This is a genomic window from Pseudoalteromonas sp. NH0006-26 (assembly GCF_057552415.1).
Window position 1 is genome coordinate 90,234 of record NZ_BAAJMJ010000005.1, and the last position, 13,292, is coordinate 103,525.

Here is a 13,292-nt window from a genome sequence, read left to right on the forward strand (position 1 = left end):
TTAGTCACGGTAAATTTTTGTTAAATCTTGATAATGATCAATTCTACGGTCGCGTAAATACGGCCAGATACGTCTTACGTTCTCGCTGCGTTTTTGATCAAGTTTTACCATTAATATTTGTTCATTTTGGTTATCAGCCTCTGCCAACATTTCACCTTGAGGGCCTGCAATAAACGAGTTACCCCAAAATTGAATACCGTCACTTTGACCGCTCGGGTCGCTTTCATGACCAACCCGGTTACAACTAATCACCGGAACGCCATTAGCAACCGCATGCGCTCGCTGTGAAATAACCCAAGCATCTTTTTGGCGGGTTTGCTCGTCTTTATCATCGCGAGGGTCCCAGCCAATAGCTGTTGGGTAAATTAAAAGCTCAGCACCGGCCATTGCCATTAAACGCGCGGCTTCAGGAAACCATTGATCCCAACATACCAGTACACCTAGTTTACCTACTGAGGTTTGAATAGGCTCAAAGCCTAAGTCCCCAGGAGTAAAGTAAAACTTTTCATAAAACCCTGGGTCGTCTGGAATATGCATTTTACGGTATTTACCTGCAATGCTGCCGTCTTTTTCAAGCACCACGGCGGTATTGTGGTAAAGGCCCGTAGCACGTTTTTCAAATAATGACGCTACAATCACAATACCAAGCTCTTTGGCGAGTTCACCTAAAATATTACTACTCGGCCCTGGTATTGTTTCGGCCAAATCAAATACATCAACGTCTTCGGTTTGGCAAAAATATAAACTACGGTGTAATTCTTGAAGTACAACAAGTTGCGCGCCTTTACTTGCTGCATCGCGAATGCCCGCAATTGATTTTTCAATGTTATGTTCAGCGTTGTCACTGTTGCTTTGTTGCACTAAGGCAACTGATAAATGTGCAGGGCTTGTCATTGTGCTGCTCCAGCTAAAAATCCACGGGGTAATTGCATTGTAATGCAGTGAAGACTGCCAAATTGCTCAATAATAGGTAAACAATTTACACCAATAATTGTGTGCTCAGGGTATGCTTTTTGAACTTGCGTTAAAGCGCGTTGGTCGCTTGCATCGCCATAAGTAGGCACTAATACCGTATTATTAATAATTAAGTAATTTGCATAGGTGGCGGGTAGACGCGTATTTTCATCGTCATACACGGCTTTTGGCCACGGTAACTCAATTAGCTTATATGGGGTGTTATCAGCGGTTTTAAAGCTTTTTAGTTGTTTTTCCATGGCATCTAGCGCGCTAAAATGCTCATCGCTTTCATCGTCACATTTTACATACACAAGGGTGTTGTTAGGCGCAAAGCGCACTAGCGTATCAATGTGGCTATCGGTGTCGTCACCCGCTAAATAACCATGATCAACCCATAAAAAACGTGTTGCCCCTAAGTGCGCTTTTAAAAGAACTTCTATGTCACTTGGCGTTAAATTAGGGTTACGATTTTTATTCAGTAAACACTCGCTGGTTGTTAGCAATACACCGTGTTCATTTATTTCAATACCACCGCCTTCAAGTACCATATCGAGGGCTTGATACTGGTTGTTTATATTGCTTAGCTGTTTAACTAATATGTGATTTATTTGATTATCAAGGGCACTTTCAAACTTATTACCCCAGCCATTAAAGGTAAAGTCGTAGACTTTTAGTTGCTCTGGCTTTTCTATAGCGCTACACGTAAGCGGGCCATGGTCACGCGCCCACGTATCGTTAGTAGGAGTAACAACAAAATATACACGGGTCTTTTCAATACCAGCATCATTTAGTAATGAGTTTATGTGGGTTTTTAATGCCTCATCATGAGCTACAATCACTAAGGCTTGTTTCGCAGTAATATGTTTTGCAAGTTCAATATAAACGGGTTCAACACGCGCTAAATTATCAGCCCAATCGGTATTTTTGTGTGGCCATGTAAGCATAACTGCATCTTGCTCGGCCCATTCAGGTAAAAGTCTAAAGTTCATGGATTTTTAATACAAATAAAGATGGGGCTAGTTTAGCAGTTCAATTACGGCTAAGTCACTTTTAAATAAGTGTTTGAACTACAATTTAAAGCGGTAAATAAACACTGGTGTTACTCGTTTGAACTCTCTTTTGCTTTTTCAAGTTGCTGACGCTTTTTAAGCTGGCGTGTTTGCGCATGTAAACTGGCTCTAACAACTAACTCTTGATCACTGTCTCTTATTGATACAAAGAGCAGGGTATATTGGTAATGCTCATTGTCTTGTTTTTCTATAGCAACGACTTCGCTATAACAATACACTGCAGAGGCTTCGTGTTGTAAAAACAGTTTGGTACGAAATTTCTGACCTAATGTGTACAAATGTTCACTGGTAAACTTAATTCCGCCACCGCCATAACTATCGCAATAAATAGAGTTATCTTCAGGTTGTTCAGAAGCTAAAATATGGCTCATGATCAAATCTATTTTGCGCGATTGGGCTTGTAAAAACGTCGTCAGTTCTTGGGCAATATCTCCTAAGTTACGCAAAGGACCCAAGGCGCTTTGATCTAAACTACTGACTTCGTTAGCGAGTTTAAATAAAGGCGGAATGTCTGCGTCTAGTTCAGCTAAGCTTTTTGGTACCACCGCGTCATCTACAGCAAATAGATTGACGCGATTGCTTTCTTCAATTTGAAAGTAAAGCTCAAAATCAGCTAATTTTTGATTATTCATTTGTAACTCCTAACCTCTATCCGTTAATAGTAGCGTTGCGATTAGTAAATTACTACACAACAAACCAATAAAAATAAGCTAAATAACTGTTTGGCTTCACTATAAAAACGCTAGGGGTGCTACTTTTTATACAGCCATAATGATTAAAAGCATAATAAACATTCATACATTTATACTGAGTATGTATGTTAGCAACTAATAAATAACCAATAATTAACAAAATGCCTTGTAATTAACCTTAAAACTCGTAATCTTACGGTAATAATAATAACAAGGGACTACCCACGTGGCTCAAGGACTTAAATTGGCCAGTACTTTCTCAGACATATCTACGCAATTACGGCGCTTTGTGTCTAAAATCGTATTACCTGACGATGTTGATGATATTGTTCAAGAAACCTTTGTTAAAAGCTATGAAGCAGAGCTAAAACAAGATATTCAATACACCCGCAGCTATATGTTAAAAACAGCTAAGCACCTCGCCTTGAATCATATAGCTAAATGGGATAATAAATTTAGTACTCCTTTGAATCACGAAACTGAACTTCCTAAATTGCTCAAATCAATGCAATTAGAAGATGAATACACCTCCAAAGAGCGTTTTTTACTATTTTGTCGAGCTACTGAGCAATTAAGCCCTGTGGTAAGAAAGTGTTTTATATTAAAAAAAGTATATGGGATGAGCCAAAAAGAGATCGCACAGCAAATGCAGCTAAGTCAAAGCACGGTAGAAAAGCACATTGCTAAAGGACTATTAAACACCATGCTGTATATGCGCGAGCAAGCGCAAGATGAGAGTGAGCATGGGCAACAAAGTGCGAGCATTGTGAGGGCAGTAAAATGAATAACATCCATCAATTTACTTCAAAAGAATTAATCTTAGAAAAAGCATCGCTATGGATAAGCGCGATTGATCGTGGCTTAAGTACACAAGAGCAAGAGCAATTTAAACTATGGATGCTACAAAGCACCGCTCATCAAAATGCGGTATATGAGTTAGCGCAACTGTGGGACGACTTAAGTGTGCTTAACGAACTTAGCGTATTGTTTCCTAATAAACACTCAGTTGGCATTAAAACCAAGCCTGCCTATGTATATGGTATTGCAGCAAGTATTATTGCAGCCTTAATGATGTGCAGCTATTTTTTGATAAACATTGATAGCAACTTTAACCAAAATTTAGCTAAAGTAAATTATACAAAAATTTATAAAACAAAGGTTGGCGAGCAAGCAACCTATGTTTTACCAGATGGCACAATAGTTCAGCTTAATACCAATAGTTCATTGGAAGTAGCTTATAGCCAAGGGCGCAGACAGTTATTACTAAGCCGTGGGGAAGGACGTTTTAACGTAGCTAAAGATGCATCACGACCATTTAGTGTGATGGCGGGTGACAAAAGCTTTACCGCACTTGGTACAGTCTTTAATGTTCAGCGCAATACCTCATCAGATCTCGAGTTGGTAGTCACTGAAGGTAAAGTGATGATCACCGATCCTAGCGTTGCCGTTAATGCTGACGATTTTAAAGCGTATCAGCAAGCTGATAACAGCAATCACGAAATCCGCCAGATCAATGCCAATATAGTGATATCGGGTGAAAAAGCTATTATTGAACAGAGCGTAACTAAACCAATTACACAATTATCGGTTGATGACGTACAACGCGATTTAGCATGGCAAAATGGCATGTTGATATTCAATGGCGAGCAACTGGTTGATGCCTTAAACGAAGTTAGCCGTTATACCGCCACGCGATTTGAACTGTCATCTGATGAATTAGCGCGTATTAAAGTGGCTGGCGTGTTTAAAGCGGGTGATGTCGCAGGGCTGTTAGAGAGCTTACAAAATAATTTTTCAATTGAGCATGAGCGTTTAGGCGAGCATGTTGTTAGTTTAAAATATCAAAAAAAGTCATAGGTAATGGTAATGAAAATCACGCCATTGTTAATCAATGTTACTCATAAGGGTTTAAAAAGTAATTTAAAGATTAAAAAAATGATAAAAACCTATAGAGGATTTTTGTTTGCTAACTGTTTATATAAGTTGCGCAGTAACCATATGTGTTATTTAAGCCCGTTGGGACTCGTTGCACCGCTGTTTTTTAGTATCAGTGTACATGCGAATCAAATCCAGGGGCAAATGATGCAGTTTGATATAAAAGCGCAACGAGCAGACAAAGCCTTAATTGAATTTGCCAAGCAAACTGAACAAACAGTGGTTTTTTCGTACGAACTTGCTAAACAGTACCAGGCAAATTCGTTATATGGATTTTATTCTCAACTCGATGCGTTAAACGCATTGTTAGCTGAGACTGAGCTCGATGCGGTTGTTGATCAAAATGGTTTACTGAGTATTAAACTCAAACAAATCAATAGGAAAGATAACAACATGATGAAGCTTTCAGGAGTTAGTGCTGCTGTATTACCTGCTTTACTTGCAGTTAATTCACAAGGAATAAATGCCGCTGAACAAAGCGCAGAACAAAACATCGAAAAAATTGCTATTGTAGGTAGTCGTGTCGCAGGACGCTCAGTTGAAGACTTACCTGTCCCCGTTGATATTTTAAGTGCAGAAGCACTCGAAAATACCGGTCAAACTGAAGTTGGCCGCATGCTTCAAGCTATCGCACCTTCTTTTAACTTTTCAAGTTCATCTATTAGTGATGGTACTGATGCATTAAGACCCGCAACCTTACGTGGCCTTGGCCCGGATCAAACATTGGTATTGATCAATGGTAAGCGTCGTCATCAAGCCAGTATTATCCACATTAATACTTCTGTTGGTCGTGGTACTGCGGGTACTGACATGAATGCGATTCCAGCCTCAGCCATTAAACGTATTGAAGTACTGCGCGACGGCGCTGCGGCTCAATATGGTTCGGATGCAATTGCCGGTGTTATTAATATCGTGCTAAAAGATGGCAGCGAAGGTGGTAAAGCGGCCGTTAACTACGGTGAGTACTCTGAAGGTGATGGCGAAACCGTTAATATCGACTTTAATAAAGGCTTTGCTTTAGGTGATAACGGTTATTTAAATACAACTATTAACTACCGTGATCGTGCACCAACTAACCGTGCAGGCCTTCATGGCTCATGTCAGTTCTATGGCTGTACTGAACTTTCTGATGGTACCTTGCTTGCAGGTGATCCACGCGAATTAACCGCACCGCGTGATACATTCAGAATTGGTGATGCTGATTCACAACAATTTGGTTTAACAGTTAACACCGGCTACGAATTAGGAGCGGGTGAACTATACGGTTTTATTACCTATTCAACTCGTGATAACGAATCAGCAGCATTTTTCCGCCATAATGCTAATGCAGGTGGTAACCCGGTACTTCAAGATGGCGATGCAACTATCCCAGCTGGTTTTTTACCTAAAATAAACACCACGATTGACGATATTTCATATAACTTTGGTTATAAAACTGAATTTGATAACGACTCAAGCTTAGACTTATCGTACACCTATGGTGAAAACAGTATTGACTACACGACTAGCGATACTATTAACGGCTCTTACGCGAATTTTTTACGTTATGATCAAGGCCTAAGTGCAGCAGATATTCGCGCCACGATTCCACGTCAAGGTTATGCTTATGGCATGGAGCTATCACTGCAAACGATCAATCTTGATTTTACTCAAAATTTTGATGACTACTCATTGGCAATGGGTGCTGAAATTCGTACCGATGAGTACCGAATTTTAGAGGGTAGTGAATACGCATATCGTGATTACGATACCAACAACGGTGTTAATATTTATGATGGACTAAGCGGTGGTGTTGGCAGCGAAAACGCATCCGGTGGCACACAAGGCTTTGGTGGTTCATCGCCAGCATCGTCGGTTGATGAGTCCCGTGATGTGATCTCGTTTTACTTAGACGCTGAAGCTTACGTTATTGAAGATGTGATTATCTCAGGGGCGTTACGTTACGACAATTATAAAGGGTTTGGCGATACAGTTAATTTTAAACTAGCCGGTAACTGGTCAGTAACCGAAGATATTTCACTTCGTGGTGCGCTAAGCTCAGGCTTTAGAGCACCTTCAATGCAACAGTTGTATTTTAACAACATCAGCACACAGTTTGTTGTAGGCCCTAATGGTAACTTAGTGGCTGAAGAAGTGGGTACCTTTAGAAACGACTCAACCCTTGCCCAAAGTTTAGGTATTCCTAAGCTCACAGAAGAGAAATCTCAAAACCGTAGTTTAGGTATCGTTTATAACGTAAGCGATAATATTAATGTAACCCTAGATTACTACTCAATCGATATTGACGATCGTATTGTAATTAGTAATCGCTTAGGTAAAGGCTTATCAAGCAGCCTTGATGCCGCGTTACTGAGCTCGGGTGCAGGTGCAGGGCAGTTTTTCTTAAATGGCGCTGACACTGAGACACAAGGTATCGACTTTGTGGCTACATGGAATACAGAAGGCCTAGGTGGCACGCTTGATTTTACTTTAGCGGCTAACTTTACCGAAACCGATGTGGTGTCGTTATTTACACCAGCAGGTTCTGGCCTTGAAACCGTGCCAGTCGATGATGTGTTTTCTGATCAAGAAATTTCTATTATTGAAGAATGGCAACCAGAAGATCGGATTAACTTAAGTGCGCTTTATCGTCGCGACGACTGGACCGTAAACCTATCGCTTAACCGTTTTGGTGAGTACACAGTTGAAGATGGCGGCCGCCAGACTTACGGTGCTGAAATTTTAACGGATATTAAAGTAAACTATTTTGTGACTGATGATTTATCGGTAAATATTGGCGCGAATAACTTATTTGATGTTTACCCAGATGAAAACACCATAGGTAATTCACGTTCAGGCACAATTGTAGATGCTCAAGGTAACACTATTGTCAGCAGTGACGGGGTATTTAAGTACTCACGTCGTTCAGCGCCATTTGGCTTTAATGGTGCTTACTACTATGTAGGCGCAGAGTACCGCTTTTAATAAATAACTCTCCTATTGTTATTTAACAACCAAAGGGCCGTCAGGCCCTTTTATCGTTTTTAAACTTAATGTTTTTGCATTTTACTCATTTCTGCATGGCAGCTTTGCATGGTAAGTAATACCTTTGATAGCGCAGCTTCACAGTCGTGGGACTGAGGCTTTTTCAACGCTATTTTTATTTCTTCTAAGGTTTTATCTTCCACTTCCTCAAGCTCTTTAACGTATATTTGATCGTTATCGTTAGTAAATTTACTGATCAAAGCGGTGAATGCTTGGCGTGCTTCTACAACAAACGACGAGCCATCTTCGCGTTCACCCTGCTGATTAATTGCATAAGGTTGTAAACTCTCCACACAGACTTTACGCGCGTCAATCATACGTTGAAATAGGGCACCTATTGCGGGGTCTTGTATTTTATCTTGTGCTTTTTGGTAAAAGTCGATGCCGCTATTCATTACTTGGATAATGTCGGTAATATGATTTATTTCTTGTCCTTGATGGGTGCTCATAATAATGACCTCTGTTAATTTAAAATACAGTCATTACCAAGCAAGCGCTATTCCAAACAAGCTTTATTTTTAAGTTTTTGTATTTTATGGCTTTTAATTGTTTTTGACGGGGAGGAAGGCTTGCTAACCAAGCGCTAGCAAGCAAATTTTACATAAAGGTATGTAAGAAGGTTATTTTAGCTCATCCGCTACTTCAGCTACTTTTTGGCGTAACCAAATATGGCTAGCATCTCTGTGTAATAAAGGGCTCCATATCATATCAAGTTCAAATGGCGGAATAGGAAAGGGTGGCTCAAGTATTTTAAGCCCAGGATCGTCTACATAAATATTAGCTGCCTTTGAGGGCAAAGTCGCAACTAGGTTTTTCTCTTTCGCTAAATGAATAGCGACATGGTAGTTACGAGTAAAAGTGGCAATATTTCGGTGTTTACCAAAATGCGCCAGTGCTTCGTCAACCCAGCCCAGCTTTTGCACATCTTTAGGATCCATCCCTACACCCACACCAAAACCTGTCTTACTTACCCAAATGTGGCGGGCTTTTAAATAGCTGTCTAGACTAAAGTTTTCAATAATAGGGTTGTCGGATTTGACTAAACAGCAAAAGCTATCTTTCCAAATACGTTTATGATGAAACGACTGTGGTAAATTTTCAAAGCGGTTAATCGCCATATCTACTTTACCGTTTTCAACATCGTGAAAGGTTACATCACTGGGAGTTAAAATATCTAAGGTGGTGTCGGGCGCTTCTTCGTGTAGTTTACCTAATAAACGCGGTGCCATGGTACTGGCTGCGTAATCACTGGCCATGATCCTAAATACCCGTTTGCTTTGTTTAGCATCGAACTCACGATTAGGTGCCAGTGTTTCTTCAAGGGTCATCAAAATACCACGAATGACAGGCTGTAGCTCAATAGCACGCTCGGTCGGTACCATGCCATCGCTGGTACGTACTAAAATAGGATCATTAAAAAGGTTTCGTAGGCGTTTAAGTCCGTTACTCATGGCCGGTTGAGTAATACTAAGCTGGTTTGCAGCACGAGTAACATTACATTCGCGCAGTAATGTATCGAGGTAAACCAGTAAATTTAAATCTATTTTACTTATATTCATTGTGTGTCCTTAACGTTTACCAATAATGGATAAAACGTTGTGCTGTAGGATAGGGATAAATATGACTCACCTTTCCATTTTTTATATTTTGTTGTGCTTGTTTCCAAAAGTTCACATCAAGTAATTCAGGGTGCGTGCTAGTTAAAAATTGTTTATATGTTGGGTTAGGCATTACAAAAGTACATAGCTGCTCTGGAAATACATCTTGAGGAGCAACCGAGTAACTTTGTTCGTCCATTAAATAATCGTCATAACTTTTTGCTTTGGGTAGTGCTCTAAAGTTCATGTCTGTTAAATATTGCACTTCGTCGTAATCGTAAAAAATAATACGTTTGTGCTTACTTACACCAAAGTTCTTTAACAACATGTCACCGGGGAAAATATTCACGGCAATCATTTCTTTGAGCGCTTGACCATACTCCTCTATGGCATCTGCGGCACTTTTTTCATCTGCATTTTCTAAAAACAGATTAAGCGGTGTCATGCGTCTTTCAATATATAAATGTTTTATAATTAACCAGTCACCTTCAATAACCATTGATGATCCAATGGTTTTGTGTAACTGCGCTAACAAGTTACTATCAAAACGCGCTAAAGGAAATACGACGTTTGAATACTCTATAGTGTCGGCCATTCGCCCTACACGGTCGTGGCTTTTAACCAATTGATAGCGTTTTAATACGGTATCGCGACCAAATGGCTTACTTTCACCAAATTTATCTTTAATAACTTTAAATACATAGCCAAATGAGGGCAGAGTAAATACCATCATCACCATACCTGGGGTGCCAGGTGCAATGGTAAATTCGTCATTAGAATGGGTTAAATGATTCAAAAACTCACGGTAAAACTCAGTTTTCCCTTGCTTATGAAAACCAATCGCATTGTAAAGCTCGGCTAAGGTTTTATTCGGCATCAGTTGGTTCAAAAACCGCACTAACGCGGAAGGGGCGTGAGTTTCTACCATAAAGTAAGCGCGTGCAAAGCCAAAAATAACCCGCATTTGCGACGACTTAGTCAGCAGGGCATCAAGATATAACCCCTGATCTTCATGGTGAAGTACCGCAATGATAAAAGGTTGAACGCCACTTTGCGATACAACACGCCCTACAATGTATGCGGCTTTATTGCGGTAAAACGGCGTGTGTAATATATCAAAACGCATTTGCCAATGCTGGTGGTGAGTATCGGGGGCCTGCTTATAAAATGCTTTAACTAATAAACGAATATCGCGCTCAAGATTGACAAAATCGGCTTTAAAATCAAAGTGGTTAATGATGCGTTTAATGGTTGGTTTTAAACCGTCCACTACAGGGAAGTAGCTTCTGTATTCAGCTTCTACAGGCACTGAAGGTGCATCTTTGAGTGTCGCTTCAACAAAAATAAAGTCGTTATGGAAATAGCGGCGGTGGTACAAGCGGCAAAATACGGAGTTATAAAATGTCTCAGCAAGCTCAGCTTGCGGATGAAAACATAAAAAATGCTGGTAAATTTTCTTTACTTCAAGCCATAAGCTTTCGTTTAGCTGGTCTGTTTGCTGGCGTTCACGTAAGGTTTTTGTGGTTTCGTTAACCCGATCATCGTAATAACTAATACGCAAGCGGCTAATATCATTAATTGCTTGCCAATCTCTTTTAGCAAACGCATAGGGTGCTTTTGCTGTTGTTCTTTGAAACAGCAGGTAATGTTTTTTAAATCCGGTTAAAATTAATTCAGCAATTTGGCGTGGTTGCATCAGTACTCCTTAATTGACGCCTTTAGGTGTTTAGCAAAGTGCAGGTGGATACCATTTAAATTGTAAAAGGTGGTTAAAAGAAGTTGCACCACTAAACACGCATTAGAGTTCAAACTCTACGGTTGTTAAGGGTATGTTATTTTATATTTAAAACCAAGCTAATTAAGATGATATTTATTTAAGTTAATTAGTGGCTGATTGGTAGGCATCAATCTTTTTTTGTAATTTTTTAATTCGCTTTTCAATCAACTTTTTATCTTTTTTATATTGCTTATCTAAGCTTTTTTGTGTCTTTTTAATATCTTTACTAATTCGTTTTTTATCATCCGCACTCAATATATGATTTAAGCGCTGTTGTTGCTTAAAATCAGCTCTGTCTTTTTCTCGTGTAAGGATGGCGAGTTTATGCTGGTTACTGCGCAGCTCTGCCTCTAAGTTGGTAATTATGGTGTCGCGCTCAAGCTCGTTTAACTGCTGGGTGTAGTTTATTTCTTCACCTGTCTGTTTAGGCTCAGTGGAAGTTATTTTATGCATGGTTGCATTATTACTACAGGGAAATTGTGAAAATGTCGTTCCTTTTGGGGTAACACATTTGTAGTAGGTGGTTTGAGCTAATGCGAAAGGGCTAAAACAAAAAAGGCAGACAATAATGATCAGATTAATAACGTTGAACATAATGATTATCCTTTGCATATTCTGATCGAGTTAATAATTTTTAATGCTAAAAACTATAACCTAGCTTGGGGGGATAGCAAGTGCAAAGGAATAAAAATAGAAAATCAAGCGAGCCAGTGCTAATAACCCGCTTGAACTATCAGGTGCTATTGAGAAAAAGTTTTGAGCTTTTTAATACTGTGTACTAAAAACGGAATATCAAGTCCTTGTTCAATAGAAAATCCTTGTGCAGCGGAAATATTTCTAAAATTTCCGTCACGATCAATTAGCGTAATTCTATCTTTTTTATAAGCTATCACGACACCTTGTGAGTAATTAACGCCAATGTTATTACTTTTACTGTATAAGTTTTTACCTAACATTGTCTGCTCTGCAAGGGCATTACAGTTTAAATATTGGCCAAGGGTAGTAGCAATAATATCACTCGGCTGAATTAAGCCGTTCACTTTAGAAATAAACTTATCTGAGCTATATAGCGTTGACGTAGTCACTATTTCATTACTGTTTTGCGACACACTAAATGCAAAAAACTCAGTAGCATCATCGCGTACAGTCGAGCTTTCATTTGCTTTGATAACCCTGATTGTACTGTCTTTGTGTGCTTGCTCGTTAATAAAGCTCAGCTCATCAATACCGTATACTTCTACACTTCGACGTTGGCTTTGCCAAACGGGTAACGTTTGTTGCTCAATAATGTCGGTTTTATAAAATGCAGGCAGGCCGTACACTAAACCAAATAGCATGTCACTATGATCTGTAGGTTGTAAAAATTGCTGATTTTTATAAACGCCTTGTTTGCTGGCAACAAATTTTGCCAACTGCTCGTCATTATCAAAAACTAAAATATCAACTTTAGCTGCGTTGTAATCTTCACATTTTGCTAATGGGGTAGGTATTTGGTAATTAATACCTTGGTTATTAATTTTAACATTATGTGCTTGCTCGTAGCTTTCAACATCCAATAAATCGTTTTTAGCGAGTAAACTTTTGGCTGTAGTAGGGTACGAAAGTGGCAGTACGTTGTCTTGCTTGGTGATATCAAACTTTAAATTTGCATCAGCCCAAATATGAATGCTGTGGCTTAATGCAAAACAAATCACTAAAAAAGAACCGGCATAACGGGCAAATTTAAATTGCTTCAAACGCCCTAAATGGTGCCAAGTAAAGTTACTAACCGTAAGCTGAAAACCTAAAATAAGTAATACAATACTGCCAGCTAGCAAGGTAGTGAGCGCAGGTGAATTTGTTAAGCGGTGCCACAACAACGAAATAATTTCAGGCAGTGCTGAGGCATTTAAGTGATAGCCTAAGTTAAAATACACATAAGCGTCCAAAGTGAGTATTGAAGCACCTATTGTTGCTATCACTGCTGCCATACCGCGTATATGCTGCGGATAAGGAAACACTAAACTTAAAGGAAAAACCGTCAGCACAAACGCTAAAAATGCAATAAAGCTGGTGTGGCTTAGCCACGTAACCACCATATAAGTAATACCTATATAGGTGGTGGGCGGCGAGTCGGCAAATAAATAGCTTAAGCTAATTAAAAGCGCCAAACCAATATTGGCAAATGTAAACCAATGGCCCCAACTTAATAATTGACTTGCTTTCGATGAAAACTGGTTATGCTGCGATAAATTCATAG

Annotated in this window: 11 protein-coding genes; 3 read left to right on the forward strand and 8 right to left on the reverse strand. The window is 39.5% G+C overall.

From position 1 onward, the window contains the following. The 3 genes from AC27JR_RS09225 to AC27JR_RS09235 all read right to left on the reverse strand — a co-directional run bounded on the left by AC27JR_RS09225 (position 1) and on the right by AC27JR_RS09235 (position 2,659). Complete coding sequence (locus AC27JR_RS09225) at positions 1 to 894, reverse strand: carbon-nitrogen hydrolase (RefSeq protein ID WP_487173396.1); 894 nt, start codon at positions 892 to 894, stop codon at positions 1 to 3. Beyond that, positions 891 to 1,946 (reverse strand): agmatine deiminase family protein, encoded by a 1,056-nt coding sequence (locus AC27JR_RS09230; RefSeq protein WP_487173397.1) that lies wholly within the window; start codon positions 1,944 to 1,946, stop codon positions 891 to 893. Before AC27JR_RS09230 ends, AC27JR_RS09225 begins: the two co-directional genes overlap by 4 nt. Before the next feature lie 110 nt (positions 1,947 to 2,056). After that, positions 2,057 to 2,659, reverse strand: coding sequence for a PilZ domain-containing protein (locus AC27JR_RS09235; RefSeq protein ID WP_010389613.1), 603 nt, complete (start codon positions 2,657 to 2,659; stop codon positions 2,057 to 2,059). A 286-nt stretch (positions 2,660 to 2,945) separates the two neighbouring features. Here AC27JR_RS09235 and AC27JR_RS09240 point away from each other — a divergent pair, with 286 nt between their 5' ends. Genes AC27JR_RS09240 through AC27JR_RS09250 form a run of 3 tightly spaced genes read left to right on the forward strand, consistent with a single transcriptional unit; the run spans position 2,946 to position 7,618 of the window. Continuing rightward, positions 2,946 to 3,503 carry an RNA polymerase sigma factor gene (locus tag AC27JR_RS09240; RefSeq protein WP_008109831.1) on the forward strand — a complete coding sequence of 186 codons (558 nt, stop codon included), beginning with the start codon at positions 2,946 to 2,948 and terminating at the stop codon, positions 3,501 to 3,503. Continuing rightward, positions 3,500 to 4,576: a FecR family protein gene (locus AC27JR_RS09245; RefSeq protein ID WP_487173398.1), complete on the forward strand. Its 1,077-nt coding sequence runs from the start codon at positions 3,500 to 3,502 to the stop codon at positions 4,574 to 4,576. Before AC27JR_RS09240 ends, AC27JR_RS09245 begins: the two co-directional genes overlap by 4 nt. Before the next feature lie 9 nt (positions 4,577 to 4,585). Beyond that, a complete protein-coding gene (locus AC27JR_RS09250) occupies positions 4,586 to 7,618 on the forward strand; it encodes a TonB-dependent receptor plug domain-containing protein (protein WP_487173399.1) in 3,033 nt (1,010 codons plus the stop codon). 65 nt (positions 7,619 to 7,683) lie between these two features. Here the strand turns inward: AC27JR_RS09250 and AC27JR_RS09255 are convergent, their stop codons facing one another. The 5 genes from AC27JR_RS09255 to AC27JR_RS09275 all read right to left on the reverse strand — a co-directional run bounded on the left by AC27JR_RS09255 (position 7,684) and on the right by AC27JR_RS09275 (position 13,290). Then, complete coding sequence (locus AC27JR_RS09255) at positions 7,684 to 8,127, reverse strand: ferritin-like domain-containing protein (RefSeq protein ID WP_008109836.1); 444 nt, start codon at positions 8,125 to 8,127, stop codon at positions 7,684 to 7,686. Between the two features lie 171 nt (positions 8,128 to 8,298). Then, complete coding sequence (locus tag AC27JR_RS09260; RefSeq protein WP_008109839.1) at positions 8,299 to 9,237, reverse strand: LysR family transcriptional regulator; 939 nt, start codon at positions 9,235 to 9,237, stop codon at positions 8,299 to 8,301. 16 nt (positions 9,238 to 9,253) lie between these two features. After that, positions 9,254 to 10,972 carry a bifunctional isocitrate dehydrogenase kinase/phosphatase gene (aceK, locus tag AC27JR_RS09265; RefSeq protein ID WP_008109841.1) on the reverse strand — a complete coding sequence of 573 codons (1,719 nt, stop codon included), beginning with the start codon at positions 10,970 to 10,972 and terminating at the stop codon, positions 9,254 to 9,256. Positions 10,973 to 11,155: 183 nt separating this feature from the next. Then, the gene (locus AC27JR_RS09270) at positions 11,156 to 11,647 is read right to left on the reverse strand and encodes a DUF4124 domain-containing protein (protein WP_076919115.1); all 492 of its coding nucleotides are present in this window, start codon (positions 11,645 to 11,647) and stop codon (positions 11,156 to 11,158) included. 146 nt (positions 11,648 to 11,793) lie between these two features. Beyond that, entirely contained in the window at positions 11,794 to 13,290 is a 1,497-nt protein-coding gene (locus AC27JR_RS09275) for a DUF3413 domain-containing protein (protein ID WP_487173400.1), read from the reverse strand. Between the last annotated feature and the right edge of the window lie 2 nt (positions 13,291 to 13,292).